24 protein-coding genes are annotated in these 25,419 nt (G+C 70.4%); 13 read left to right on the top strand and 11 right to left on the bottom strand.

What is annotated here, in order from left to right; translation table 11 throughout:
• Window positions 1-93 precede the first annotated feature (93 nt).
• From F4562_RS18360 to F4562_RS18345, 4 genes are all read left to right on the top strand, one after another.
• Window positions 94-804 (top strand): dienelactone hydrolase family protein, encoded by a 711-nt coding sequence (locus F4562_RS18360; RefSeq protein WP_311734057.1) that lies wholly within the window; start codon window positions 94-96, stop codon window positions 802-804.
• 183 nt (window positions 805-987) lie between these two features.
• The gene (locus tag F4562_RS18355; protein ID WP_184543094.1) at window positions 988-1,530 is read left to right on the top strand and encodes a VanZ family protein; all 543 of its coding nucleotides are present in this window, start codon (window positions 988-990) and stop codon (window positions 1,528-1,530) included.
• 150 nt (window positions 1,531-1,680) lie between these two features.
• Window positions 1,681-2,433: a GntR family transcriptional regulator gene (locus F4562_RS18350; RefSeq protein WP_184543096.1), complete on the top strand. Its 753-nt coding sequence runs from the start codon at window positions 1,681-1,683 to the stop codon at window positions 2,431-2,433.
• A 123-nt stretch (window positions 2,434-2,556) separates the two neighbouring features.
• Window positions 2,557-2,835 carry a hypothetical protein gene (locus F4562_RS18345; RefSeq protein WP_246473469.1) on the top strand — a complete coding sequence of 93 codons (279 nt, stop codon included), beginning with the start codon at window positions 2,557-2,559 and terminating at the stop codon, window positions 2,833-2,835.
• Window positions 2,836-3,033: 198 nt separating this feature from the next.
• On the opposite strand, the gene F4562_RS18340 is transcribed toward F4562_RS18345, so the two are convergent.
• Window positions 3,034-4,197, bottom strand: a complete 1,164-nt coding sequence (locus F4562_RS18340) for a DivIVA domain-containing protein (protein WP_246473468.1) — start codon at window positions 4,195-4,197, stop codon at window positions 3,034-3,036.
• Window positions 4,198-4,370: 173 nt separating this feature from the next.
• Between F4562_RS18340 and F4562_RS18335 the strand changes: the two genes are divergently transcribed.
• The 3 genes from F4562_RS18335 to F4562_RS18325 all read left to right on the top strand — a co-directional run bounded on the left by F4562_RS18335 (window position 4,371) and on the right by F4562_RS18325 (window position 6,965).
• Window positions 4,371-4,931 (top strand): gamma carbonic anhydrase family protein, encoded by a 561-nt coding sequence (locus tag F4562_RS18335; protein ID WP_184543100.1) that lies wholly within the window; start codon window positions 4,371-4,373, stop codon window positions 4,929-4,931.
• A gap of 284 nt (window positions 4,932-5,215) precedes the next feature.
• Window positions 5,216-6,568 carry a hypothetical protein gene (locus F4562_RS18330; protein WP_184543102.1) on the top strand — a complete coding sequence of 451 codons (1,353 nt, stop codon included), beginning with the start codon at window positions 5,216-5,218 and terminating at the stop codon, window positions 6,566-6,568.
• Window positions 6,569-6,776: 208 nt separating this feature from the next.
• Window positions 6,777-6,965 carry a hypothetical protein gene (locus tag F4562_RS18325; protein WP_184543577.1) on the top strand — a complete coding sequence of 63 codons (189 nt, stop codon included), beginning with the start codon at window positions 6,777-6,779 and terminating at the stop codon, window positions 6,963-6,965.
• A gap of 87 nt (window positions 6,966-7,052) precedes the next feature.
• On the opposite strand, the gene F4562_RS18320 is transcribed toward F4562_RS18325, so the two are convergent.
• The 6 genes from F4562_RS18320 to F4562_RS18295 all read right to left on the bottom strand — a co-directional run bounded on the left by F4562_RS18320 (window position 7,053) and on the right by F4562_RS18295 (window position 13,563).
• Window positions 7,053-7,334: a metal-sensitive transcriptional regulator gene (locus F4562_RS18320; RefSeq protein WP_184543104.1), complete on the bottom strand. Its 282-nt coding sequence runs from the start codon at window positions 7,332-7,334 to the stop codon at window positions 7,053-7,055.
• A gap of 18 nt (window positions 7,335-7,352) precedes the next feature.
• Window positions 7,353-8,429 carry a glycosyltransferase gene (locus tag F4562_RS18315; protein WP_184543106.1) on the bottom strand — a complete coding sequence of 359 codons (1,077 nt, stop codon included), beginning with the start codon at window positions 8,427-8,429 and terminating at the stop codon, window positions 7,353-7,355.
• A complete protein-coding gene (locus F4562_RS18310) occupies window positions 8,426-9,217 on the bottom strand; it encodes a hypothetical protein (RefSeq protein ID WP_184543108.1) in 792 nt (263 codons plus the stop codon). The genes F4562_RS18315 and F4562_RS18310 overlap by 4 nt, the downstream gene beginning before the upstream one ends.
• A gap of 168 nt (window positions 9,218-9,385) precedes the next feature.
• Window positions 9,386-11,536, bottom strand: a complete 2,151-nt coding sequence (locus F4562_RS18305; RefSeq protein ID WP_184543110.1) for a (Fe-S)-binding protein — start codon at window positions 11,534-11,536, stop codon at window positions 9,386-9,388.
• 420 nt (window positions 11,537-11,956) lie between these two features.
• Window positions 11,957-12,757: a TetR/AcrR family transcriptional regulator gene (locus tag F4562_RS18300; RefSeq protein WP_221207265.1), complete on the bottom strand. Its 801-nt coding sequence runs from the start codon at window positions 12,755-12,757 to the stop codon at window positions 11,957-11,959.
• Entirely contained in the window at window positions 12,754-13,563 is an 810-nt protein-coding gene (locus F4562_RS18295) for a sugar phosphate isomerase/epimerase family protein (protein ID WP_184543112.1), read from the bottom strand. Before F4562_RS18295 ends, F4562_RS18300 begins: the two co-directional genes overlap by 4 nt.
• 170 nt (window positions 13,564-13,733) lie before the next feature.
• Between F4562_RS18295 and F4562_RS18290 the strand changes: the two genes are divergently transcribed.
• The 5 genes from F4562_RS18290 to disA all read left to right on the top strand — a co-directional run bounded on the left by F4562_RS18290 (window position 13,734) and on the right by disA (window position 18,030).
• Window positions 13,734-14,432 carry a class I SAM-dependent methyltransferase gene (locus F4562_RS18290; protein WP_184543114.1) on the top strand — a complete coding sequence of 233 codons (699 nt, stop codon included), beginning with the start codon at window positions 13,734-13,736 and terminating at the stop codon, window positions 14,430-14,432.
• A 165-nt stretch (window positions 14,433-14,597) separates the two neighbouring features.
• Complete coding sequence (locus tag F4562_RS18285; protein ID WP_184543116.1) at window positions 14,598-14,978, top strand: MerR family transcriptional regulator; 381 nt, start codon at window positions 14,598-14,600, stop codon at window positions 14,976-14,978.
• Complete coding sequence (gene trxA / locus F4562_RS18280; protein ID WP_184543118.1) at window positions 14,975-15,289, top strand: thioredoxin; 315 nt, start codon at window positions 14,975-14,977, stop codon at window positions 15,287-15,289. The genes F4562_RS18285 and trxA overlap by 4 nt, the downstream gene beginning before the upstream one ends.
• Before the next feature lie 130 nt (window positions 15,290-15,419).
• The gene (gene radA / locus F4562_RS18275; protein WP_184543120.1) at window positions 15,420-16,823 is read left to right on the top strand and encodes a DNA repair protein RadA; all 1,404 of its coding nucleotides are present in this window, start codon (window positions 15,420-15,422) and stop codon (window positions 16,821-16,823) included.
• 121 nt (window positions 16,824-16,944) lie between these two features.
• Window positions 16,945-18,030, top strand: a complete 1,086-nt coding sequence (gene disA / locus F4562_RS18270) for a DNA integrity scanning diadenylate cyclase DisA (RefSeq protein WP_184543122.1) — start codon at window positions 16,945-16,947, stop codon at window positions 18,028-18,030.
• A gap of 63 nt (window positions 18,031-18,093) precedes the next feature.
• Here disA and F4562_RS18265 read toward each other — a convergent pair whose 3' ends face one another.
• A complete protein-coding gene (locus tag F4562_RS18265) occupies window positions 18,094-18,780 on the bottom strand; it encodes a hypothetical protein (protein ID WP_184543124.1) in 687 nt (228 codons plus the stop codon).
• Between the two features lie 132 nt (window positions 18,781-18,912).
• On the opposite strand from F4562_RS18265, the gene F4562_RS18260 reads away from it, so the two are divergent.
• A complete protein-coding gene (locus tag F4562_RS18260; protein ID WP_184543126.1) occupies window positions 18,913-19,788 on the top strand; it encodes an HhH-GPD family protein in 876 nt (291 codons plus the stop codon).
• Window positions 19,789-19,951: 163 nt separating this feature from the next.
• Here F4562_RS18260 and F4562_RS18255 read toward each other — a convergent pair whose 3' ends face one another.
• The 3 genes from F4562_RS18255 to F4562_RS18245 form a co-directional block, all read right to left on the bottom strand.
• A complete protein-coding gene (locus F4562_RS18255) occupies window positions 19,952-20,902 on the bottom strand; it encodes a TIM barrel protein (RefSeq protein WP_184543128.1) in 951 nt (316 codons plus the stop codon).
• Window positions 20,903-21,300: 398 nt separating this feature from the next.
• On the bottom strand, window positions 21,301-23,802 hold the full coding sequence (locus F4562_RS18250; RefSeq protein ID WP_184543129.1) for an ATP-dependent Clp protease ATP-binding subunit: 2,502 nt from the start codon (window positions 23,800-23,802) through the stop codon (window positions 21,301-21,303).
• A 279-nt stretch (window positions 23,803-24,081) separates the two neighbouring features.
• Window positions 24,082-24,414, bottom strand: coding sequence for a histone-like nucleoid-structuring protein Lsr2 (locus F4562_RS18245; RefSeq protein ID WP_184543131.1), 333 nt, complete (start codon window positions 24,412-24,414; stop codon window positions 24,082-24,084).
• Window positions 24,415-25,419: the final 1,005 nt, after the last annotated feature.

Below are 25,419 nucleotides of genomic sequence, written 5' to 3'. Positions count from 1 at the left end.
GGTCCGGAGACGGGACACGCCGCCGCATCCACCCGCGATCGGCGGGTATGCGTTCCACCGATCGCCGCCCCGTCAGTTTCACCGGAGGAGCACGTGGAAGCCCGCACCGAGAAGATCACCGTCGCCGACGGCACGTTCGACCTGCATCTGTGGCTGCCGGAGAGCGGCCGGGGCCCGGCGGTGCTGCTGGTCCAGGAGATCTTCGGGGTCGGGCCGTACATCAGGAAGGTCGCCGAGGACCTGGCCGCGCTCGGGTACGTCGTCGGGGCACCGGACCTCTTCTGGCGGCTGCGGCCCAACTGGGTGGCGGACCACGACGAGGCCGGTGTGACGGCCTCGCTGGAGCTCTCCTCCAGGTTCGACGTCCCGCAGGGGGTGGCCGACGCCGCGGTCGCCCTGGCGTACCTCGGCGGGCTGCCCGAGGCCCACGGCGGGTCGGCGGCGGTCGGTTTCTGCCTGGGCGGCTCGATCGCCTATCTCCTGGCCGCCACGGTCGAGGTGGACGCGGTCGTCTCGTTCTATGGTTCCGCCGTCCCGGACGCCACGGGCATGCTGGAGAAGATCACCTGCCCGCTGCTGCTCGTCTTCGGCGGTTCGGACCCGTACATCCCGCGTGAGCGGGTCGCCGGGGTGGAGGCCGCCGCGGCGCGGTGGCCGAACGTCGAGACGCACGTCGCCGAGGAGGCCGGGCACGCCTTCCTCAACGAGGCCCCGCGATTCCACCACCCCGAGGCCGCGCGGGTCGCCTGGGAACGCGCGGTGGAGTTCCTCGGCCGTCATGTCCCGGCGGTCCCGCGAACCTGACGCCGTGGCCCGCGGCGTCCTCCGGCCCCGCGCCGCCCCCGACCCGACCCGGCAGCCCGCCGTGTCCTCCCACCACGCTCCTGGACCCGGCGCGGGGCATCCGGGCGACGCCCTTGCCCGAAAGGCACCTTCCCGTACCGCTGCGGTGGCCGTGAAGGCTCTTGCTCCCTGCATCATTGCCTGATGAGTCAGACGTGGCACTTATGGGGTGACATCGTGGTGGCGGCCTTCCTGGGAGTCCCGCCGGCGGCTCTCGCGGTATGGTTGCTGGCCGCCCGGCGCACCCGGGCGGGCCACCCCCTCCCCGTCCGGACGGCCCTGGCCGACGTGGTCGCCGTGGCCGGGACCGTCCCCTGGATCTGGATGATCCTCACCCCCGGGGTGGGCGTCTCAGGGGTGAGCCTCGTTCCCTTCACCGACCTGACGGCCGTTCTGGAGGCAGGCGTCCCGACGGCGTTCGTACAGGTGGGGGGTAATCTGCTGGTTTTCGCCGCGGCCGGCGCGGCCCTGCCGGTACGGTCGGCGCGGTTCGCCTCGCCCGCCGCCATGGCAGGCGCGGCGGCGACCGCCTCCTGCGCGGTGGAGCTCCTGCAGTACGTCCTGGATCTGGGCCGGGTGAGCTCCGTCGACGATGTGATCGTCAACACGGCCGGTGCCGTCCTGGCCTCGACCGTCACGCGCCGATGGTGGGCCTCCCGGATAGCGGGCGAAACCATTTCTCGGTAACGGACCGGAAAAACATCTTAAGATCGCCACACGGGCACGGTTCTCCCAAAAGAAGCACGATACCCACCCCTGTATCCGTGCGAGCGGGGACAAGGCGGGGCAAGTTCTCTGTAGACGCCAAACCCGGTTGGTGACAGAGGGTGATCGAACGTGCAGCAGTCCCCGGTACCTCCCGAATCCCCGATCTATCGGCGCATCGCCGACAGGCTTCGCGCAGCGATCCTGTCCGGTGATCTCCAAGACGGGGACCGGCTCCCGGGCGAGAACGCCCTGATGGCACAGCACGGCATAGCGCGTGCGACCGCCAGGCAGGCCTTGTCGGTGCTCATCAACGAAGGACTGGCCGTACCAAAGCGCGGGTCGGGGGTGTACGTCCGGCTGTTCCGGCCCATCAGGCGGCACGGTGCCGGCCGGCTCTCCCGGGAGCGGTGGGGAGGCGGCCAGGCGATCTGGGACTCCGACACCGGAGACCGCCGCTACACGGTCGACGAGATCGAGATCGATCGGGAGACCGCCGACGACGTCGTCGCCCGGGTGCTGGGCGGCTCCGACGTGTGGGTCCGCAGACGCCGCTACTCGGTGGACGGGCGATCGGTGCAGCTGTCCGTCTCCCACTTCCCGGCCCACCTGGTGGAGGACACCGCGGTCACGCGGCGGGACACCGGGCCCGGGGGCGTCTACGCGCGCCTGGCAGAGCTGGGCCACGCTCCGGCGCACTTCACGGAGGAGATCCGCGCTCGCATGCCCCATCCCCACGAGACCGTCCAGCTCGACCTGCCGGCGGGCACCCCGGTCATCGTGATCGCCAGGACCGCGTACACCTCCGCCGGTGTCCCCGTCGAGGTCAACGAGATGATCCTCGACGCCGCCTCCTACGTACTCCAGTACGACTTCGATGCATAGATCAAGGCACCCTGTCAACCGGTAGGTTGACCTGTCCCCCGCGATCATTGATTTCTCTAGAGAAGTGCTTCACCGTCAGAGGTGGAACGTCACGGCAGGCCTGGGCGCGGGGAAGGTGCACAGATGTCTCTCGACCGACATCTCGCAGAGATCGCCCGGGAGTTTCCCGCCTGGACGATCTGGCGGAGCGACGCGGGCAGGTGGTGGGCCACCCGCCACCACCCGCTGACCTCCGCCCAGCGGGACCTCGGCTGCGCGATGACCGTCGACGCGGACGATCCCGAAGGGCTGCGTGAGCAGCTACGTGACCAGCAGGACCGCTCCGCCGTCCCGCCTCCCGCGGGCACGGGCCGCACGGGCACCCCTCGGGGCGGCCCGTGCGGCGGCGGCGCGGCGACCTGACAGGACCGCCCGGTACCGGGGTCGGCAGATCGCATGCGGCCCCGGCGCCGGGCCCCCAATCGCGGAAGCCCCCGACCCTATCGGGGGGCGGGGGCTTCCGCCTCGCCCGCGCATCGGCCTGAGCTCCCCCACGCCTCCGATCGGAGGGAGCCTCGCCGCGTCCCCGGCATGCTCACCGTGCTGCCCGGTGTTCCGCCCTCACCTGCGGCGGGCGGTGTACTTCCCGTCCTCGCGCCTGGCCGCCGACGGACGGCCCCCGGCGTCGCGCGTCTCGCCACGCTCACCGGCCGCGGAGTCGGCGTCGTCGTCCACGATCACGCGGACGGAGTCGATGTCCGGCGAGGCGTCGTCGGAGTCGGCGTCCCGTCCTGCCTCGGCGGGCCGGTCGGGGTCCGGTTCGACGGTGACGAGCTCGACGGAACCGTCCACGTCCGGGGAGGCGTCCCGCACGGACGCGTGGGCCGGAACGGCGGGGGGCTCACCCGGACCCGGCGCGGGGGCGGCCAGGGCGGGCTGGACCCGGGCCGGAGGCAGCACCGCGGTCTCGTCGACCAGCGGCCCCGCGACGCTCTCGCGGTGCAGCAGGTCGCCGAGCACGGCACCCATCTCCTGCAGGCGGCGCATGACCTCGTGGTGGGTGTCGGTGAGGTACGCGACCCGGCGGCCCGTCGTCTCGTCCAGGACCGCGGCGCGCTGCTGGGCGGCGGACAGCGTGGCGCGCGCCTCGGCGTTGGCCGCGGTGACGGTGGCCTGCGCCTCGGTGTGGGCGCCGTTCAGCGTCGCGTCGGCCTCGGCGCGGGCGTCCGCGACCGTCCGCTCGGCTTCGCTCCTCGCGGAGGTGACCATGCGGTCGGCTTCGGTGCGGGCGCCGCGCAACGTCTCGTCGGCCTCGGCACGCGCCGCGTTGAGCGTCTCCTCGGCGTCGTTGCCGGCCTGGGAGAGCAGCTGCTCGGCGGCGGAGGTCGCCTCGGTGATCCGGCGCTCGGCCTCCTGCTGCGCGGCGTTCAGGATGCTCTCGGCACGCTCCCGCGCGGAGGTGACCAGGCGCTCGGCCTCCTGGGCGGCGTCGTCGCGGAGCTTGGTGGCCTCGGCCTCGGCGACCTGCCGCTTGGCGGCGGCCTCCTCCTCGCCCAGCTTCAGGATCTGGCTGAGCCGCTGGCCGAGCTCGTCGTAGTCTTGCGGGGCGTCGGAGAGCCTCCGGCGCGCCTCGGCCAACTCCATGCGGCTCTGCTCGATCTGGTCGATCGCGCGGGCGAGCCTCTCCTCCAGATCACGGATCTGGTGGCGGGTGCGGTCCATGTAGTCGTGAACCTGACGACGGCTGTAGCCACGCATGACGACCTCGAAGGAGTCGTCGTGCATCAGGTTGGGAAAGCTATCGTACTGGTTTGTCATTGCACTGCCTGTGGAGGTCGGGTGGCGGGAAAGGAGACGTCAGGAGACGACTTTCCTGCCTACTGCCCGACAGTGCAACCGGAACGCCCGACCTACTTGCCGAAATACCGGACAAGCTCACTCCCCGTAACATCGTTCCCATGAACGCCACGCCGTACGTCGCCTCCCTGGACGGTGACGCGATCCCTCGCATCCACCCGGACGCCTACGTCGCCCCCGGCGCGGTGGTCGTCGGCAGGGTACGACTGGGCCGTGCCGCGAGCGTCTGGTACGGCTCGGTGCTCCGCGGCGACGACGAGATCATCGAGGTCGGTGAGGAGTGCAACGTCCAGGACCTGTGCTGCCTGCACGCCGACCCCGGCCAGCCCGCGATCCTGGAGCCCAGGGCGAGTCTGGGGCACAAGGCCATGGTGCACGGGGCCCACGTGGAGACCGGCGCGCTCGTCGGCATCGGCGCGATCGTGCTCGGCGGGGCCCGGATCGGCGCCGGTTCCCTGGTCGCGGCGGGAGCCCTGGTACCGCCCGGCAAGAGGATCCCGGCCGGGGTGCTCGTCGCCGGGGTCCCCGGCAGGATCGTGCGCGAGCTCACGGACGACGACCGCGCCTCCTTCGCCCGGACCCCGGACAACTACGTCGCCAAGGCCGCCCGCCACCGCGCCGCCACCGCCGCCGCCTTCCCGGACTCCGGCTCCCCGGCCTGAACGGGTCTCCCCGGCTCGGCCGCCCCGCCCCCTGACCCCTGCCCCCTGACCGCCCCGCCTCCTGAGCGCCGCGTCCCGGCCCCGGCCGCCCGGCCTGGACCCGGCCTCCCCCCCGGAGGCGGTCTCCTCTCGAACGCGACCTCCCCCTCGGAGGCGGCGGGTGGAGCCTTACCATCGGTGCAAGGCCCGCCCGGGGGTCCCGGAACCGGGCACGAGCTGACCGAAGGGAGGCAGGGGCCCGCCGCCCCTGGCTGACGTCAGGGTCGCGCACCCCCGGAATGCCGATGACCGGCGTGTGGCAGTGGGACGGGTTCGACAGCATCGAGAACGACGTGCGCACCATGGTCACCGACCCCCGGTGGGCGACCACCCCGCCGCTCGCGCGGGCCCAGGCCATCGCGCTGCGCACCCTGGTCACCCCCGACGGCGGGCGCTGGCTGTTCGGCGCCCACGCCCGCTGGTACCGCCAGGATCCCGCGGACGGTCGCTGGTACCTGACCGCGCCGCCCGCCGACCGGAACTTCCGCGCGGCGGCGTACACCGTGCCGGCCACTTCGATGATCACGCCCCACATGGTCCCCACCGGACCCGACTTCGTCGCCGACCGCGGGTCGGTTCAGGGGTTCATCGGCCCCGACGTCCCGTACGAGATCGTCGAGCGGGTCCGCGAGCTGGTCGTCCGCCAGCGCGGTCGCCGCAGGGAGGACTTCCCGATCACCGGGCCGTTCGCGGAGCTCTTCGCCGAGGAGGTGGCCAGCCCGGTCGCCGCCATCTGGGGCACGCTCATGTGGTGCGCCTACGCACCCGCCTTCGACGGCAACGAGGTGCTGCTGTCGATGTTCGGGGAGTTCCTGGCCCGGCCGCTCCCCGGTGACGAGTGGGTCCGCTGGCTGCCGCCCACCTCGCTGGACGACCTGGTCTCGTTGTACGGCGAGCGGGTCAGGGCCGGTCACCCGGAGGCGGGCCTGCGGCTGGTGGCCCTGATGGCCGACACGGCGGTCATCGTGCGCGGCGACGCCAGGTTCCGGCCCCGGGCCGACGCGTTGCTGGCCATCCTCGACCCGCTGCTCCGCCGGACCTGCCACGACCCGTCCGTCGCCCATCACGGCGACGAGCCGCTGCGGGACGCCTGGCTCTCGCGGTGCCCGCCCCATGTGACGCTTCCCGACACCTCACCCGGGGACCACTTCCAGCACACGCTCTACGACCTGGTCCAGTCGCTGGGCTTCCTCGCCGCCAAGGGCGCCGATCCGCGGGCGGTGGCCGCCTCCCTGCTGGCCGCCGACCTGGCGGACTGCGCGCCGCGGGCCGCGGACGGCGTCTACCGGTGGCTGGACCCCGAGCTCCGTCACATCCTGCACGTCGTGCTCATCGACCCGGCCCACCCGCTGCGGGGGTGCTGGCCGCGCTCCGGCGAGCTGCCCTCGGCGCTGCACCCGGCGGACCGGGGCTCGGCCGCCGCGCTGCTGGGAGCGGCGTACGCCACCGGGCTCGCCTGGTGCCGCCTCACGGGAACGGCCGTCCCCGAGCGGGGGTTCGCGACGGCCTCGGCGCTGGTGCACCGGTTGACACACGAACGGGATGATCCACTTCCGGACGTACCAGGAGCATCAGGAACCTATCCCCGACACTTCTGACATAGATCAACACACTTAAACCACAGATTTAGTTATTTTTTCCTTACTCTCCCTATATCCTCCTATCTCCCGATGTATCAGACAATTGGCTGAATTGTGATCTCGGAAACCGGGAAATGACCCTCTTGGGGTCGCGGTGGCTGCGCCGGGAATGGTCACGATGGGCCATGGGCACCGCCTGACCGCCCGCCGTAACCTCGAAGTGGGTGTGGGCTGCGGAAGGAAGGACGACGCGGTGGGGCACGATGAGCTGGACTCCAGGGTCCACGACCGTGTCGCGTTGGACGAGATCGCGCTCTACGCCGAGGTGCTTACCGCCGTCGCTGTCAGCGAACGGCCGCTCACCTTGGTGGAGCTCGACAACGCGCTCGGATTGAGCGCTTCGGCGACCTGCTGAAGCCACTGAGAGAACCGTATCGACGACCCTGTCCCGGACTCCTCCTCGGGAGTCCGGGACGTGGTCAGCCGATAGCCCGGTGACTAGTCACGACCGGACAAGCCGGGCGATGGCCGCCGACGCCTCCTTGACCTTCTCCTGGGCCTGCGGCCCGCCGGTGCTGACGGCGTCGGCCACGCAGTGCCCGATGTGGTCCTCCAGCAGTCCGAGCGCCACGGCCTGGAGCGCCCGGGTGGCCGCCGAAACCTGGGTCAGCACGTCGATGCAGTAGGCATCCTCTTCGACCATCCGCTGCAGGCCCCGGATCTGCCCCTCGATACGCCGCAACCGGGTCAGATAAGCCTGCTTGTCACCGCTGTACCCATGCATGTCCCAACGGTACCCGGGTCAGGCCCCGCGGGACGTCCCGGTGATCAGTTCCTCCCACCGCGCGGCCACCGCGGGCGCCCCGTACACCGCCGCGGCCCCCAGGGCGCCCGCGGCGAGCTCCCGGCGGCGCCGCTCGTCGTCGATGAGCGCGAGCAGCGCGGAGGCGTACGCCTCGATCTCGCCCTCCCCCTCGGGGACCAGCACCCCGCTGCGTCCGTGGGTCACGAACTCGCCGGGCCCGCGCGGGCTGTCGAACGCGATCACCGGCACCCCGCTGGCCATCGCCTCGATCACGGTCATCCCGAGCTCCTCCGTCCTGGAGGCCGTCGCCACGATCGACGCCTTGGCGAACTCTCCGGCGAGGTCGGGGGTGGTGCCCATGAAGTAGACGTGGTTGTGCAGGCCGAGGGAGGCGACCAGGTCGCGCAGGCGCTTCTCCTCGGGGCCTCCGCCGTACAGGCGCAGCCGCCAGCCGGGACACTTGCCGGCGACGATGGCGAACGCCCGGATCAGCCGGTCGTGGGCCTTGGCCGCGACCAGGCGCCCGCCCGCGGCGACGATGCGGTTGTCCATCCGCGAGCGCGGCCACGGCCCGGCGGGAAGCGCGTCCGGGATCAGGCTGACCGGCGTCCTGCCGTCCAGGAGGCGGACCCACTCCTGTCGGCTCGCCTCGGTGGCGGTGACGACCCCGTCCAGCCGGGGATAGAACTTCCTGATCGGGCCCGGCACCGGAGGGCGGCCCCATTCGCGGGCGATCCGCAGCATCTCGCGCGGCGCGTGCCGGGCGGCCTGGACACCGAGGGCCGGCCGGGTGGTGATGAGGACGTCGGCCCTGAGCGTGCGCAGCCGCCGCCAGAGCGCGACCTCGGTGCTCATCTGGCCCCGGGGGAACAGGCGGCGCACTCCCGGACGCGCGTCGACCACCCAGGACAGGTTCACCGCGGGCTCGATGGGGAAGAACGGCTTCTCCCGGTGGCGGCGGACGCTGAGAATCTCGACGTCGTGGCGTTCTGCGAGCTCTCCCGCGAGGTTGACGACCGAGCGGACGTCACCCCGCATGCCGTAGGCGGAGGGAACGAGCAGGCAGATCCTCACCCGCCGACCTCGATCCGGAGTTCGTCGTCCGCGGTGTAGCAGGGCCGGATCGGCACCCCGTCGATCTGCGCGGCCGGGTAGTGCAGCCGGCGGCGCTTGCCGTCCACGTCGTCCAGCTTGGAACCCAGGCGCAGCGGCGTGGCCACCCCGTCCACCCGCAGCGACGGCTCCCAGGTACCGGACTCGCCGGCGGCGGCGACCACGTCGCACAGGGACAGCGCGGCGTGGAAGCGCACTCCCTGGACGGTGGCCGCCGCCGTCAGCTCCGCGTCGGGGCGACTGCGGCGCAGGGCCAGCCTCGCCTCGTGCCGGGACTCGTCGTCGTCCAGACCGGTGAAGGTCAGCAGCCCGGTGACCTCGAAGCGGCCCTCCCGGAACCAGACGGAGCGGACCTCGGCCGCCGGCCGGGCATTGTCGATCTTCAGGGCCAGGAAGCCGTTGCGGGTCCGGTAGGCGCGGTAGGCCAGCGTCCGGCGGCTCAGCGCGTAGGCGTCCAGGTGATCGAGCGAGAAGCCCGGGTCGACGCTGCGCAGCCGCGTGCGGCTCTCCTCATGCCTGAGGTAGGCGTCCCAGCGGCCGGGACCGAGCTCCAGCGGCGCGAGCGAGACCGCGAGGGTCGCCTCGCGCACCCGGGCCCCCGGCGTGCCGAGCCGCACCCGGCTCTCGGCGGCGGTGGCCCGGTTGCGCAGGACCAGCTCGGTGCCGTCGGCCAGCGGCTCGTCCATGGCCAGCCGGAGCGAGAGAACGTCGGCCAGGGTAACCTCGGCATCGCTGACGACGACACGCATCGTCGAGCCCCCTCCCCGTCGAATGAGCTACGCGACGTTGAGGCTACCGTGATTTTCCCGTTATGTGGAGAAAGGTTTTCAGGCCCGATTCCTCTTTCTCGGGAACTTGACTGCATGTCAGACGCGAGATGAGAGAACATCTCGCGTCTGACGCGGCCCCCCTCCGGGTCAGGGCGTCCCGACGGGCCGGCCCTTGATCGACTTGATCAGAAGCTGGGAGACGTCCACGACTTCGAGGGTCTCCTTGGCCTCGCCCGCATTCTTCTTCTCGTTGATCGAGTCGCCGAGCATGACCAGGCAGAACGGGCACGCGGTGGAGATGGTGTCCGGATCGGTGGTGAGGGCCTCGTCCACGCGCTCGGTGTTGATGCGCTTGCCGATGCGCTCCTCCATCCACATCCGGGCCCCGCCGGCGCCGCAGCAGAAGCCCCGGTCCTTGTGGCGGTGCATCTCCTGGGTCCGCACCCCGGGCACCTTGGCCATGATGTCGCGGGGCTGGGAGTACACCTTGTTGTGGCGGCCGAGGAAGCAGGGGTCGTGGTAGGTGATCTTCTCGTCGATCGGCGTGACCGGGATCAACTTGCCCTCGTCCACGAGCTTGGCCAGCAGCTGGGTGTGGTGCACCACCTCAAAGGTGCCTCCCAGCTGCGGATACTCGTTGGCCAGGGTGTTGAAGCAGTGCGGGCAGGTCGCGACGATCTTCTTGACCCCGGCCTCGTTGAGCGTCTCGATGTTCTGCTTGGCGAGCATGTCGAAGAGATACTCCATGCCCAGGCGGCGGGCCGGGTCACCGGAGCACGCCTCCATCGGGCCGAGCACCGCGAACTTGACCCCCGCGACGTGCAGCAGCTCCGCGACCGCCTTGGTGGTCTTCTTGGCCCGGTCCTCCAGGGCTCCGGCGCAGCCGACCCAGAAGAGGTACTCGGTGTCCTCGGGCATCTTCTCGTCGACGAGCTGGATCTCGATCGGGTCGTCCTCGCGCTCGGCGAGCTCCTCGATCCAGTCGGCCCGCTTCATCTCGGACATCCCCCACGGGTTGCCCTTGTTCTCCAGGTTCTTCACCATGACACCCGCCTCGGACGGGAAGTTCGACTCCACCATCGCCTGGTAGCGGCGCATGTCGAGGATGTGGTCGATGTGCTCGATGTCCACGGGGCACTGCTCGACGCACGCGCCGCAGTTGGTGCAGGACCAGAGCACGTCGGGGTGGATGACGCCCTCCTCGCCGACCAGCGGCTTGTCCAGCAGGGCGAGCACGTCCTCGGGGAAGCCGTCCCGCTGCTCCTGGGTCGCCGACAGATACGGAGCGATCTTGAAGGCGTGGTCGCGCTGGTCCAGGATCAGCATCTTCGGCGACAGCGGCTTGTCGGTGTTCCATGCCGGGCACTGCGACTGGCAGCGCCCGCACTCGGTGCAGGTGTAGAAGTCGAGGAAACCCTTCCAGGTGGTGTCCTGGACCTTGCCCCGGCCGAGCCGGTCGCCGTCCAGGTCCTCGTCCTCGAAGTCGACGACCTTGCCGTCGATCCGCAGCGGCTGGGCCGGCCCGTTGCCGTCGGGACGGCGGGAGAAGGCCACGTTGAGCGGGGCGGTGAAGATGTGCAGGTGCTTGGAGTTCACCACGATCACGAGGAACACCAGCATGACGCCGATGTGCAGCAGCAGCCCGACGTGCTCCAGGACCTCGTTGGCCCCCGGGCCGAGCGGCCTCAGCAGGGCCGCCGTGGCGTCGGAGGCGAACGCACCCGACGCGTAGGGCAGGTTGCCGGTGTTGGCCGCCGCGCCGCGGAAGAGGAACATCGTCCAGATCACGTTGAAGATCATGAAAAGGACGAGCCAGGCACCGCCGAGGTGCGACCCGGAGAAGCGGGACCTGCGGCCCATCTTCTTCGGCGAGTTCTTGACCCGGATGACCGCGAAGGCGATCAGGCCGAGCAGGGCGGCGACCGCGATGAAGTCCTGCAGAAAGCCCAGGACGGCCCATCGCCCGATGATCGGGATGTGGAAGTCGGGGGTGCCGGTGATCGCCCCCTGGATGAGCGCGCCGTACGCCTCGAGGTAGACCGTCGCCAGGATGAAGAAGGCCCACATGACGAAGAAGTGGGCCACCCCGGACGGTGTCCACTTCAGCAGCTTCCGCTGCCCGAAGACCTCGACCAGCTGAGCCTTGATCTCCTCGCCGAGATGGCTCCTGGCGTATTCGACGCGCTCGGGCGCGGGGGGCCCGACGGTGGCGAGCTTGTAGAGGAACAGCACACGGCGCGCGGCAAGCGCGACCGCGACGGCTGTCATGACCAGCCCGATGATCGCTACCCAGAGCACGGGTCCTCCCACAGACGGCGTTGGCTGCCAGCGTACGACCGCCGGTCATCCACGGTGACAACGGGTCCCCACAGATCCTACCCACGAGTAACTTTCGATCGGCGTACGACCCGTGATGATCCCGGCAACCCTATGGTCAACCCACTCCCCAGAACAATGCTCTACACACTTCACGCCGCGCGGGAGGCCGAGACCACGTAAACGATCGCACACGTTCACCGGGCCGACGGTGCGGCGGGTGCGGCGTCGTGCCGGGCCGACGGTGCGGTAGTGCGGCGTCGTGCCGGGCCGGCGCCACTGGCACCGGACCGGTCTCCCGGTCATGACGGGAGCGTCGCTGGCACCGGACCGGTCTCCTGGTCGCGACAGGAGCGCCGCGGGCACCGACACCGGCCCGGTCGCCGGGTCACGGCGGCGACGCTAGGCGGACCCGTCCACGTACCGCTGGATGGTGGGGCCGAGCAGCTCGACCAGTTCCTCCACCTCGGCCGAGGCCATCGGCTCCAGCTCGAAGACGTAACGCACCAGGACCACGCCGAACAGCTGGGCGAAGGCGGCCTCCATCCGGACCGGCGGAACCCCCAGGCTCTCCGCCACCCGGTGCAGGAGGGCGTGCGTCATGAACTCCCTGATCGTGACGACCATCCGGTCGTTGGTCATCGCGGTCCTGACCAGCGCCAGCAGCGGCTGGCGGGCGCCGGGGTCGGAGGTGATCGTCAGGATGAGCCGGGCGAGCCGTTCACCGGCCTCCGCGCGCGGGCCGGCCAGGATGACGGGGATGACCTTCTCCGGATTGACCGGCAGCTCCATCGCCGCGACGAACACGCCCTCCTTGCCGTCGAAGTAGTGGTGGACCAGCGCCGGGTCCACCCCCGCCTGCCGGGCGATGCCCCGGACGGTCGCCTTGTCGAACCCCTTCTCGGCGAAGATCTCACGCGCCGCCGCGAGGATCTGCCCTCGGGTGTCCGCCGAACCCGGCCTGCGGCCGGAACGCCGCCTGGCGGCCGTCCGCGGCACCGGCTCACCCGTGTTCACCGCGGTCACCGGCTCCGCCTCCGGCCCCGTCGCCGCCGCCGCCCCTGCCACCGCCTCCGGCCTCGTCGCCGCCGCTGCCACCGCCTCCGGCCCGGTCACGGACACCGCCTCCGGCCCGGCCACCTGCTCCGGCCCGGTCGTGGCGGCCCGGCCGGCGGAGGATCCGTTCGAGGACGGCGCGCTCATGCGGTGGCGGAGGCGGCCAGATGCGACCGGGCGAAGGCCAGCGCCTCGGTGAGGTCGTCGATCCGCTCGGTCCGGCTCGCGGCCTTGCGCGTGTTGATCTCAAGCACGACCAGCCCGGAGAAGCCGTTGCCCGCCATGCGCTCCAGGATCGGCCCGCACGGCTGGTTGCCCCTGCCCGGCACCAGGTGCTCGTCCTTGTTCGGCACCCCCACACCGTCGGCCAGATGCAGGTGGGCCAGCCGGTCACCGAGCTTGGTGAACATCTCCATGGCGTCGGTCCCGGAGACCGCCGTGTGGGACAGATCCAGGGTGACCTGGGGGAAGTCGTAGTCGAGCGGGTTCCAGTCGGGAGAGTACGGCACGACCTCGTTGTTCCTGGCCCGCAGCGGGAACATGTTCTCCACCGCGAAGACGACGTCGGTCTCCTCGCGCATCCTGGCCAGGCCGGTCTCGAAGTCGCGCGCGTAGTCGCGCTGCCACCGGAACGGCGGGTGCACCACGACCGTTCTCGCGCCGACCCGCTCGGCGGCCCGCTGGGCTCGCTGGAGCTTGGCCCACGGATCCTTGCCCCACACCCGCTGGGTCACCAGCAGGCAGGGGGCGTGAATGGCCAGGATCGGCAGCTGGTAGTGGTCGGACAGCCGCTCCAGGACGTCGACGTCCTGGCTCACGGGGTCGGCGCCCACCATGATCTCCACACCGTCGTATCCGAGACGCGCTGCCAGCTCGAAGGCGTCGGGGGTCCGCTCGGGATACACCGACGCGGTGGACAGCGCGATCTTCGCGCTGGGTACTCGGACGCTCATACCGCTTCCTTGTCTCCGGCTCGGAGCACACGCTCGCGAACACCGCTGTGCCTACCGGCCCGCTCGCTTATGTCGCCCACGATTGCCAGCCTAAGCGGGCGCGGAGAGAGGTGCTGTCCTGCACCGCCGATGCAGCCGATATCACACTGTTACACCGTTACGGTAAGAACATGCCGAGGGTCATGAAGGGCGCCGTCCCCAGCCCCAACATCTGGAACACGCCGCAGGTCTACGAGCTGGAGAACCGGGCGGTCGACCCGGACGGGCGGGCCGACGCCGCGATGTCCGCCGTCAGGCCCCGGACCGGGGCGACCGTCGTCGACATCGGTTGCGGGACGGGCTACCACCTGCCGTCCATGTCGGCCACGGCTGCCCGAGTGATCGGGGTCGAGCCGCACGACGACCTCGTCCAGCTGGCCAGGCGTCGCTGCCGTGCCCTGCCCAACGTCGAGGTCCGCGTGGGCACCGCCCAGTCGTTGCCGGTGCCCGACGCCTGCGTGGACGTGGCCGTCGCGCGCTGGGCCTACTTCTTCGGCCCTGGCTGCGAACCCGGGCTGGCCGAGCTCTCCCGGGTGATGCGGCGCGGTGGCGCGGCCTTCGTGATCGATCTCGATGCCACGCGCGGCGCCTTCGGTCGCTGGTTCAGCCGCTCCGTCCCGGCGTACTCGGCCCGGTCCGTCGAGGCGTTCTGGGAGCGCCAGGGCTGGCGAAGCGAGCCTCTCGACCTGCGCATGGTCTTCGAGCGCCGCGCGGACCTGGAGGCCGTGCTCCGCATCGAGTTCACCCCGGCGGTCGCCGAACAGGCCATCGCCGAGACCACCGGCCTGGAGATCGCCTACCCCAACGTGCTGCGCTGGAAGCGGTTCTGAGCCCGTCCCCCGTGCCCGCTCGGCGGGCCCTCCCGGCTCCGGGCCCTCCCGTCCCCGCCGCCCCGCGCGACGGGAGGGCCGGGAACAACGGAGCACGGGCTTGACCTTGACGTTGACGTCAACGTTTATCGTCGTGCCGTGGGAGGGCCGTAGTGGGAGGGCCGTATGCGGATCGGTGAGCTGGCGCGGCGGGCCGGGGTCAGCACCCGGGCGTTGCGCTACTACGAACAGCAGGGGCTGATCACGGCCCGGCGCTCGGCCAACGGTTACCGGGAGTACGGCGAGACGGACCTGCGGCTCGTCTCGGAGATCCGGTCGCTGCTCGCCGTCGGCTTCACTCTGGACGACGCCCGGCCGTTCGTGGCCTGCCTGCGGGCGGGGCACGAGTCCGGCGGCGCGTGCCCGGAATCCGTGGCCGTCTACCAGCGCAAGCTGGCGGAGATCGACGACGAGATCCGCGCGCTGCTCTCCCGCAGAGCGGAGGTGGCCGCCCAGCTGGCCACGACCTGCCCCGGCTGCACACTGAGGAGAGTGGGAGAACAATGATCACGCTGACCGCCGAGAACTTCGCCGAGCAGGTGCTCCAGAGCGACAAGCCCGTCCTGGTCGACTTCTGGGCCGAATGGTGCGGGCCGTGCAAGATGATCGCGCCGGTGCTGGAGCAGATCGAGGCGGAGCTCGGCGAGCGCCTCACGATCGCCAAGCTCAACGCCGACGACTACCCCGAGATCTCCAGCCGGTACGGCGTTCTCGGCCTGCCCACGCTCAACCTCTACAAGAACGGGGAGGTCGTGCAGCAGATCAGGGGTGCCAAGCCCAAGCGCCTGCTCCTGGCCGACCTCGAAGGTCACATCTGACGGCCCCGTCGCGCTCGCCCCGCCCCCGCCCCGCGTCCGCCGGCGGGGAGGGGCGCCTGGCCGCCGGCGGACGCGACACGGTGTGCCGTACCGGGTGAAAGTTGTCGGTGCGGGCCGGTAACGTGCGGCCATGGCGAAGAAGGCTGCTGGCTACCGCTGTGCCGAGTGCGGGTGGCAGACCGCGAAATGGGTCGGGCGCTGCGGCGAGTGCCAGTCCTGGGGCACGGTCGAGGAGGAGACCGCCCGCGCGGGCGTGAACGTGGCCTCGGCGGGCGCGGTGACGGCCCCGGCCGTCCCGATCGGTCAGGTCAAGGCCGAGGTGGCGCACGCGCGGCGCACCGGCGTCGGCGAGCTCGACCGGGTTCTCGGCGGCGGCCTGGTGCCCGGCGCCGTCGTGCTCCTGGCGGGTGAGCCCGGCATCGGCAAGTCCACCCTCCTGCTCGACGCCGCAGCCAAGATCGCTCGCCGGCAGACCGTGCTGTACGTCACGGGCGAGGAGTCGGCCTCCCAGGTGCGGGTCAGGGCCGACCGCATCGGCGCGATCCAGGAGCGCCTCTACCTCGCGGCCGAGACCGACCTGAGCGCGTTGGTCGCCCACGTCGAGAAGGTCCAGCCTGATCTGCTCATCGTCGACTCGGTGCAGACGATCGGCTCCGCCCAGGCGACCGGCGTGCCCGGCGGGGTGACCCAGGTCAGAGAGGTCGCCGGCAACATGGTGCGGCTGGCCAAGGAGCGTGGCATGTCCACCGTGCTGGTCGGCCACGTCACCAAGGAGGGTTCGATCGCCGGCCCGCGCACCCTGGAGCACCTGGTCGACGTCGTCCTCCACTTCGAGGGCGATCGGCACTCCCGGCTCCGCCTGGTCCGCGCGATCAAAAACCGGTACGGCCCGGTCGACGAGGTCGGCTGCTTCGACCTGCACGAGGGCGGCATCGAGGGCATCGCCGACGCCAGCGGCCTTTTCGTCTCCCACCGCACCGAACCCGTGCCCGGCACCTGCGTCACCGTCACCCTGGAGGGCACCCGGCCGCTGCCCGCCGAGGTCCAGGCCCTGGTCGCCCGCACCGAGGCCCAGCAGCCGCGCCGCTCCTCCTCCGGGCTCGACACCTACCGGGTCACCATGGTGCTGGCCGTGCTGGAGCGGCGGCTCAACGCCAAACTCGGCGGGTGCGACGTGTTCACCGCCACGGTCGGCGGCATCAAGCTCAACGACCCCGCGGTCGACCTCTCGGTGATGCTCGCGGTGGCCAGCGCCGCCGGCGACAAGGCGCTCCCGGCCGGGCTGGTCGTGCTGGGCGAGGTGGGCCTGGCCGGGGAGCTCCGCCCGGTGCGTGACGTACGCCGCCGGTTGTCGGAGGCCGCACGGCTGGGCTTCACCCGCGCGCTGGTCCCCGCCGGGTCCCTCGAGACGGGCAAGAAGCGCGACGGCCACCAGGCGCTGGTCCCCGTCGCCGGACACTCCTCCAGTTTCGGGCCCGGCTTCGACGTGGTCGAGGCGGCCAACGTCTGGGACGCGCTCACCCATGTCACCTGAGGTGTTCCGGCCTCCCGCGGATCGGAGCGCCGGGCCCTCGGCGGACGCTCGTGCGACGATTCCGGACCGCGCGGGCCCTTCCCCGGTAAGCTGGGCGTGATACGCAGACCACGGGGGTCATGTGGCAGCAACGTACAAAGGGCTCGACGAACGCCGCAGGGGTGTCCTCGCCGCGGTGGCGCCGGGAACCCCGTTACGCGACGGTTTGGAGCGCATTCTCCGCGGCCACACGGGCGGCCTGATCGTGCTGGGGTACGACCGGACGGTCGAGGAGATCTGCAGCGGCGGCTTCGAGCTGGACGTCGAGTTCTCCGCGACGCGCCTGCGCGAGCTGGCCAAGATGGACGGCGCCATCGTCCTGAACGCGGACGACCTCAGGATCGTCCGCGCGGCGGTGCACCTGATGCCCGACCCGTCCATTCCGACCGACGAGTCCGGCACCCGCCACCGCACCGCCCAGCGCGTGGCGCTGCAGACGTCGTTCCCCGTCATCTCCCTCAGCAAGTCCATGCGGATCATCGCCCTCTACCTCGACGGCATCCGCTACGTGCTGGAGGAGTCGGCGGTGATCCTGTCCAAGGCCAACCAGGCCCTGGCCACGCTGGAGCGCTACAAGCTCCGCCTGGACGAGGTCTCCGGCACCCTCTCGGCGCTGGAGATCGAGGATCTGGTGACGGTCCGCGACGTCGCGGTCGTCGTGCAGCGGCTGGAGATGGTCAGGCGCATCTCCGAGGAGATCGCCGGCTACGTGGTGGAGCTGGGCACCGACGGCCGGCTGCTCTCCCTGCAGCTGAACGAGCTCGTGGCCGGCACCGAGAGTGACCGCGAGCTGATCGTGCGCGACTACCTCCCCGCGGCGGGCCGACGCCCCCGCAAGTTCGCCGACGCGCTGCACGAGCTCGACCAGCTCACCTCCGACGAGCTGCTCGACATCTCCGCCGTCGCCCAGATCCTCGGCCACTCCGGCAACGACGCCCTGGAGACGGCGGTGAGTCCGCGGGGTTACCGGCTGCTGGCCAAGGTTCCCCGTCTGCCGAGCACGGTGGTCGACCGCCTGGTCGACCAGTTCGCCAGCCTGCAGAAGCTGCTGGCCGCCAGCACCGGCGACCTTCAGGAGGTGGGGGGCGTCGGTGAGGCCCGGGCCCGGCACATCCGCGAGGGCCTGTCCCGGCTGGCCGAGTCGTCCATCCTCGAACGCTACGTCTAGCGGCGGGCGGCGCGGCACCCGGCGCTCCCGCCTTCGCCCCGGCACATCCGGGGCGCCGGAGGGCTAGCGGAGGTGGAAGACGGTCTTGCTGCTGCTCACCCCCGGGAGGCGCACCACGGCGACGTACGTGCCGGGACGGGCGGGCACACCTTCGGTCCGGCAGTCCGCGCTGGAGCGGCGACGGTCCCACACCAGTTCCCGAACGTATGGAATGCCCCGGTCGAGTCGGCGGATGTCGTCGACCTCACCGCTGACGCAGTCGGCGGACGACCAGACCCGGTCGTCGCCGGAGGTGATGCGGACCTCCATCGTGCGCGGCCCGACATCGGCGGTGCACATCACCTTGCCGGTGTTGACCAGGGTGACGATGAACCGCGGCCGGGCCCCGGCCGGGTAGACGGTGCCCCGGCCCTCCATGTTGAGCACGAGCTGCGGCGCCTCACAGGCGTCTCCCGGCCGTTTGACCCGCGAGGCCGCCTTCACGGCGTGTGGAACGGGGGTCGGGGCCGGGCTCGGGCTCCCCGCCGGTCCGGAGGCAGCCGTCGGTGAGGGCAAAACGACCGGCGCGGAAGCCGACGCGGCCGGTCGGGTGGCGGAGGCGTCCTTCGGCGAGGTGTCATCCGGTCCGCTTGTGGCCGAGCAGGCCCATGCCACCAGGGCGACCACCACGAGCACGCCGACGAGAGCGGCCATCCGGCGCCGCCAGTAGACGTCGACCTCGATATCACTACGGAAGGTGTCCGGATCCATACGCACAGTATGGAGAGTCCTTGTGGGACACGAGGAACGACCCGCCGCTGCCCGTGCCCTTTCGCGCACCCGCGGGGATCAAGGCGACGCGCGCCTTCTCAAGGACATCCGATCCGGCACTATCGTCGAAAGGTGGCCGAGCCCAACCATCTCCTCGAACCTGTTCTCGACTGGTACGCCGAGAACGCCCGGGACCTCCCCTGGCGCGAGCCCGGCGCCTCACCATGGTCGATCCTGGTGAGCGAGATCATGCTGCAGCAGACACCGGTGGTCAGGGTGCTGCCCGTCTGGACCGAGTGGATGGAGCGCTGGCCGACGCCCGCCGCCCTCGCTCAGGAACCGCCCGGCGAGGCCGTACGTCACTGGGGACGTCTCGGTTATCCCCGGCGGGCCCTGAACCTGCACGCCTGTGCCCGCGCGGTCACCGACCGGCACGGCGGCGAGGTCCCCTCCGACCACGCCACGCTGCTGACGCTTCCCGGCGTCGGCGAGTACACCGCCGCGGCGGTCGCCAGCTTCGCCTTCAGGGGCCGCCACGCCGTCCTCGACACCAATGTGCGGCGGGTGCTGGCCCGCGCCGTACAGGGCGAGGAGTATCCCCCCAAGGCCACCACGCCCGCCGAGCGCAGGCTCGCCGCCCGGCTGCTGCCGGACGCCGAGCGGGCCCCTGTCTGGGCCGTCGCCGTCATGGAGCTGGGCGCCCTGGTGTGCACGGCCCGCGCGGCGCGCTGCGCCGACTGCCCGATCAGCGACCTGTGCGCCTGGCGGCTGGCCGGCAAACCCGCCTACGACGGCCCCGCCCGCAAGGGGCAGACCTACGCGGGCACGGACCGCCAGTGCCGGGGCAGGCTGCTCGCGGTGTTGCGCCAGGCCCACGGCCCGGTTCCCAAGGACACCCTGGACGTGGTCTGGGACGACGCCGCGCAGCGGGAACGTGCCCTCGACGGGCTGGTCGCCGACGGCCTGGCCGAGGTTCTGGACGACGGCACCTACCGCCTGCCGGGCTGAGAACCGGCCGGGCGTGAGCCGACCAGGTCAGGCCGATCGGCGGCCGGGCCGGTCGGCCTCACACCGGTCGGCGGCGAGCGCGGGCCGACCGGGTTCCAACCGGCCGACAGCCGGGCCGACCGGGTTCCAACCGGCCGGCGGCCGGTCAGGCGGCGTGGGCCGGTCAGGCGGCCAGGCGCAGTCCCAGGGCGGTGAGGTTGGTACGGGCCCAGTCGAGCTCTTCGGCGATCATGTTGACCAGCGCGCCGGGCCCCTTGGTCCGTAGGGGAACGGCCAGGTCGTGGGTCTCCACCTCGATGTGGGCGGTGCCGTTGACGGCGCCGGACAGCATCGCGGTGAGGGTGTCCTCCAGGATCGGACGGGTGCTGGGCAGTTCCTGGCAGGCGGCGGCCATGTGGTTGTGCACGTGACCGAGCTTGACCACGGGGGCCCCGGCCGCGGCCAGGCCGCGCAGGGCGGCCCCGGGCTCCTCGGCGCCTCCCGCGAGGTGGCAGGCGTCCAAGCACACCCCCAGGTGTTCGGAGTCGATGCCGCACACCCTGTCGAGGGCCTGCTCGGTCGTCTCCAGCACACAGCCGGGCCAGGGCTCGAAACCGACCCTGATCGTCTTGCCCGTGACGCTGTAGAGGCCGCGCAGCTCACGCGCGAGGCGCTCCAGCCGGCGCGAGGCGATCATGTGCAGGTCGGCGGGCCAGTCGCGGCGCCAGCCGATGGGGATGGTGGAGATGCTTCCGAACCGGACGTCCTGCGGGAGCAGGAAGGCCAGGATCCTGGCCAGCGCCATCGTGTAGCGGTAACGCTCGGGCTTGGCCCAGTCGGGACCGGGGGACTCCTGGTTCCTGCCGCCGGTGCCGTTGAGGCTGACCACCTCCAGACCGCGCTCCTCAAGGGAGCGGCGCAGCCGTACCAGCTCGATCCGGTCGGCGACGAGGTGGTCCGCCACACTCGGGGAAAGCCACAGGCCGATGCCCATCCGCTCCACCCCCAGGCGCTTGCGCACCGGCACCGCGTACCTGGTCAGGTGGGCGATGAGGTTCTCCAGGTCCTCGGCGGGGTGCACGCCCGCGTTGTAGGCCAGGTGAACGAGCGTCCCGTCCTCGTGCCGCAAGCGCATCCAGTGCCTCCAAGGCATACCGTGTGAGCGACCCCGGCGCCCTGCGCCGTCGAGGCCACGAGCCGGGAGCTCTCCCTGCCGGGGACTCGGCCCGGTCCGTTGAAGAATCCCTGACGCGCACCGGCCCCGCGCCATGCTCGGAGCTGATTCACCGGTACGTCGCCGGGCTGATCTCGATACCGGCCTCACCGCGGTCAGAGCGACGCAGGCGTCACCGAATGAGGCGCACCGAGTTCACTCTACAGAGTGTAGTACTACCTTTCGTGGTGAGATACCTCCTTAGATAACAAATGAGCAGACCCCGCCGTGAATCCCTTCACGACGGGGTCTGCTCTGTTCGCCCGGGGCGGCGCCGCTCGGGCACCGCCCCGGAATCCCGCCCACCGGGCGGGCAGGACCTACTGCTGGATCGGCGCGGCGATGGCGGCGGCCGAGTCGGGGACCCGGTCCGCCAGCTCACCGGCGAAGACGAACTTGGCGTTCTCTCCCTCGCCCTCGATCGAGACCTTCACCACCTGGCCGGGACGGAGCTCGCCGTACAGGATCTTCTCCGAGAGGATGTCCTCCAGCTCGCGCTGGATCGTCCGGCGGAGCGGACGGGCACCCATCACCGGGTCGTAACCACGGTCGGCCAGCAGCTGCTTGGCCTCCGGCGAGACCTCCAGACCCATGTCGCGGTCCTTCAGACGCAGGCTCACCTGGGCCAGCATCAGGTCGACGATCTGGATGATCTCCTTCGGCGTGAGCTGGTGGAAGACCACGATGTCGTCGACGCGGTTGAGGAACTCGGGCCGGAAGTGCTGCTTCAGCTCCTCCTGGACCTTCGCCTTCATCCGGTCGTAGTTCGACTCGGTGTCGTTGGACCTCGCGAAGCCGACACCCTGCCCCTTGGAGATGTCCCGGGTGCCGAGGTTCGTCGTCATGATGATGACGGTGTTCTTGAAGTCGACCACCCGGCCCTGGGCGTCGGTCAGACGACCGTCTTCCAGGATCTGCAGCAGCGAGTTGAAGATGTCGGGGTGAGCCTTCTCGATCTCGTCGAACAGGACGACCGAGAACGGCTTGCGCCGCACCTTCTCCGTCAGCTGACCACCCTCCTCGTATCCGACGTAGCCGGGAGGCGAGCCGAACAGCCGGGAGACGGTGTGCTTCTCCATGAACTCCGACATGTCCAGCATGATCAGCGTGTCCTCGTCCCCGAACAGGAACTCGGCGAGCGCCTTGGACAGCTCGGTCTTACCGACACCGGACGGACCGGCGAAGATGAAGGAGCCACCCGGACGGCGCGGGTCCTTCAGACCGGCGCGCGTGCGGCGGATCGAACGGGACAGACCCTTGATGGCGTCGTCCTGGCCGATGATCCGCTTGTGCAGCTCGTCCTCCATGCGGAGCAGCCGCTGGGACTCCTCCTCGGTGAGCTTGAAGACCGGGATGCCCGTCGCGGTCGCCAGGACCTCGGCGATGAGCTCCTCGGTGACCTCGGCGACGACATCCATGTCGCCGGCCTTCCACTCCTTCTCGCGGCGCTCGCGCTTGAGCTGGAGCTGCTTCTCCTGGTCGCGCAGCGCGGCGGCCTTCTCGAAGTCCTGCGCGTCGATCGCGGACTCCTTGTCGCGCCGGACGTTGGCGATCTTCTCGTCGTACTCGCGCAGGTCCGGCGGCGCGGTCATGCGGCGGATGCGCATGCGCGAGCCGGCCTCGTCGATGAGGTCGATCGCCTTGTCGGGCAGGAACCGGTCGCTGATGTAGCGGTCGGCCAGCTGCGCGGCGGCCACCAGGGCGCCGTCGGTGATGGAGACGCGGTGGTGCGCCTCGTAACGGTCGCGCAGCCCCTTGAGGATCTCGATCGTGTGGCTGAGGCTGGGCTCGGCCACCTGGATCGGCTGGAAGCGCCGCTCCAGCGCCGCGTCCTTCTCCAGGTGCTTGCGGTACTCGTCGAGGGTGGTGGCGCCGATGGTCTGCAGCTCACCGCGGGCCAGCATCGGCTTGAGGATGCTGGCGGCGTCGATCGCCCCCTCGGCGGCACCCGCGCCGACGAGCGTGTGCAGCTCGTCGATGAACAGGATGATGTCGCCGCGGGTGCGGATCTCCTTGAGGACCTTCTTCAGGCGCTCCTCGAAGTCGCCGCGGTAGCGCGAACCGGCCACCAGGGCACCCAGATCCAGGGTGTAGAGCTGCTTGTCCTTGAGCGTCTCGGGGACCTCGCCCTTGACGATCTTCTGCGACAGGCCCTCCACCACGGCGGTCTTGCCGACGCCGGGCTCGCCCACCAGGACCGGGTTGTTCTTGGTCCTGCGGGACAGGACCTGCATGACCCGCTCGATCTCCTTGTCGCGGCCGATGACCGGGTCGAGCTTGCCCTCGCGGGCGGCCTGGGTCAGGTTGCGGCCGAACTGGTCCAGCACAAGGGAGGTCGACGGCGCGGCCTCGGTCGGACCGCCCGCGGCGGCCGGCTCCTTGCCCTGGTAACCGTGGAGCAACTGGATGACCTGCTGCCGCACCCGGTTGAGGTCGGCACCCAGCTTCACCAGCACCTGGGCGGCCACACCCTCGCCCTCACGGATGAGGCCGAGCAGGATGTGCTCGGTGCCGATGTAGTTGTGACCCAGTTGCAAGGCCTCACGGAGCGACAGCTCAAGGACCTTCTTGGCGCGCGGGGTGAACGGAATGTGCCCCGACGGCGCAGACTGCCCTTGGCCGATGATCTCCTCGACCTGCTGACGCACACCTTCAAGACTGATGCCGAGGCTCTCCAGAGCCTTGGCGGCAACGCCTTCACCTTCATGGATCAAGCCAAGAAGAATGTGCTCCGTACCGATGTAGTTGTGGTTGAGCATCCGGGCCTCTTCTTGGGCCAGGACGACAACCCGCCGTGCGCGGTCGGTGAACCTCTCGAACATCTCGTCGCTCCTCACAGAGCGGTCAGGCAGGTCCGGGATATCCGGGCCCTGTCATCCCGCATGGTAGCCCCGACCCGGCGACCGCTCTACGCAGAAGACGTTCCCCGAGAGCAGGGCGTTCACCCTCCATCCAACTACCTACGGGGGGTGCGATGTTCCCGCTACGCCGCAAGCGAACGACGTTTATCCGTCCCTCAAACGCTTCATGCGGTCATGGCCGCCACCGGACCCCACCGTGACCGCCATAACCGCATGATTCACGCGATCTACGAACCGACTCTAGTGAGCGGCCTCGTACTGCTCGACGATCTTGGAGGCGATTCGGCCGCGCTCGCTGACATTAAGGCCGTGGGACTTGGCCCACGCCCGGATGTCGGCGCTCTTCTCTCGCGTGAGTGCCCGGCTTCCGCCCGCACGGCGGCGGCGGGGCGCCAGGGCGCCGGAACGACGGGCGCTCTGCACGAAAGGCGACAGGGAGTCGCGGAGCTTCTTCGCGTTAACGTCACTCAGGTCAATCTCATAGCTGGTGCCGTCAATCGCGAAGGCGACCGTCTCATTGGCCTCGCCCCCATCGAGGTCGTCGATGAGAATCTCCTGGATCTGCTTGGCCATCTACGCAATCCTTTCGCGGAGTATTGTTTGATTCACAGCTAAACATATACCCGCAATCGAGGGGCGGCAATTCCGCCGACCGGCGATTCCCGGGGAACCGTGCCCCGGAGGGATCAGCCCTTCTGCGGCCCGGCCGCGTCGGGCTGTTTTCCCGACCGCCGGGCGGCCGCTTCACCCCGAAGTAGCTTGACCACTCCGAAGATGAAGGCCCCTCCGACGACCGCGGGGGGTATCAACGCGGACAATACGTCGTACATTCGTCCTCGCTCCGCACCGTAGGTGGCTTTGTGGGGGACCATGGAAATGTGGTGGCGACTCCCGGGCCACACGGGTCGCGTGCCCGACGGGACCGGTCACGCCCACCACGACCATAGCGCCACCGGGTGGCGGCGCGCGGCACAGGGGCGACCATGTCTGCCACTGTCTAGCTTAATGCTTCTCTCCAGCCGCCTTACCGGTTGCAGTACGTAAAGCCGCGGGGAAAAAACCGACAGGGTGATCGAGTGATCATCATCGTCTCCCGAAAACCAATGACGCCTCAGGTCCGGGCCCGTGCCGTCACCGGCGCTCCGGCCGCGAAAGCCCTGGTGAAGGGGCTTGCGACCGGACTGCACGGTTCTCGGTCACGAGTCTGGAGATCTATGCTGACAGGTTCATCACGACAATGCCCACCGCCTGCTTTGAACGCCCGGGTAGAGACCGGCCCGCTTCATCGCGCCGACAGACGCGATGGGGCGGGTCCGTGGAACAAGACGGATCTTCAACGCTTTCTCGCCAAGAGTACGACCCTCTCCGGCGTCGAGTACATAGTCGTAGCCCTTATAACCACCAAAGGCGATGAGCACTTCCGGACAACCTCGGCAACACCACGGCCCTCGCACCGGATCGCTAAGAAGAACTTCACCACCCGTCCGGAAGGAGCCGGAGAAGCCGGGGAAGGCTTAGAAGAATCCTCCGGGAGAGGCGCGAAGATGACGCCGCGGACGATGCGGCCGGCCGGTGGCG

Source organism: Streptosporangium becharense, assembly GCF_014204985.1.
Classification (GTDB): domain Bacteria; phylum Actinomycetota; class Actinomycetes; order Streptosporangiales; family Streptosporangiaceae; genus Streptosporangium; species Streptosporangium becharense.
The sequence above is the reverse complement of the archived record's forward strand: the minus strand, read 5'-3'. Positions and strand labels throughout refer to the sequence as shown.

Bases quoted from the DNA above. Each gene is read 5' to 3' on its own strand.
- F4562_RS18355 (WP_184543094.1), top strand. From the start codon at position 988: ATGAGTCAGACGTGGCACTTATGGGGTGACATCGTGGTGGCGGCCTTC.
- F4562_RS18345 (WP_246473469.1), top strand. From the start codon at position 2,557: ATGTCTCTCGACCGACATCTCGCAGAGATCGCCCGGGAGTTTCCCGCC.
- F4562_RS18340 (WP_246473468.1), bottom strand. From the start codon at position 4,197: ATGCACGACGACTCCTTCGAGGTCGTCATGCGTGGCTACAGCCGTCGT.
- F4562_RS18335 (WP_184543100.1), top strand. From the start codon at position 4,371: ATGAACGCCACGCCGTACGTCGCCTCCCTGGACGGTGACGCGATCCCT.
- F4562_RS18330 (WP_184543102.1), top strand. From the start codon at position 5,216: ATGACCGGCGTGTGGCAGTGGGACGGGTTCGACAGCATCGAGAACGAC.
- F4562_RS18320 (WP_184543104.1), bottom strand. From the start codon at position 7,334: ATGCATGGGTACAGCGGTGACAAGCAGGCTTATCTGACCCGGTTGCGG.
- F4562_RS18310 (WP_184543108.1), bottom strand. From the start codon at position 9,217: ATGCGTGTCGTCGTCAGCGATGCCGAGGTTACCCTGGCCGACGTTCTC.
- F4562_RS18300 (WP_221207265.1), bottom strand. From the start codon at position 12,757: ATGAGCGCGCCGTCCTCGAACGGATCCTCCGCCGGCCGGGCCGCCACG.
- F4562_RS18295 (WP_184543112.1), bottom strand. From the start codon at position 13,563: ATGAGCGTCCGAGTACCCAGCGCGAAGATCGCGCTGTCCACCGCGTCG.
- F4562_RS18290 (WP_184543114.1), top strand. From the start codon at position 13,734: ATGCCGAGGGTCATGAAGGGCGCCGTCCCCAGCCCCAACATCTGGAAC.
- F4562_RS18285 (WP_184543116.1), top strand. From the start codon at position 14,598: ATGCGGATCGGTGAGCTGGCGCGGCGGGCCGGGGTCAGCACCCGGGCG.
- trxA (WP_184543118.1), top strand. From the start codon at position 14,975: ATGATCACGCTGACCGCCGAGAACTTCGCCGAGCAGGTGCTCCAGAGC.
- radA (WP_184543120.1), top strand. From the start codon at position 15,420: ATGGCGAAGAAGGCTGCTGGCTACCGCTGTGCCGAGTGCGGGTGGCAG.
- F4562_RS18265 (WP_184543124.1), bottom strand. From the start codon at position 18,780: ATGGATCCGGACACCTTCCGTAGTGATATCGAGGTCGACGTCTACTGG.
- F4562_RS18255 (WP_184543128.1), bottom strand. From the start codon at position 20,902: ATGCGCTTGCGGCACGAGGACGGGACGCTCGTTCACCTGGCCTACAAC.
- F4562_RS18250 (WP_184543129.1), bottom strand. From the start codon at position 23,802: ATGTTCGAGAGGTTCACCGACCGCGCACGGCGGGTTGTCGTCCTGGCC.
- F4562_RS18245 (WP_184543131.1), bottom strand. From the start codon at position 24,414: ATGGCCAAGCAGATCCAGGAGATTCTCATCGACGACCTCGATGGGGGC.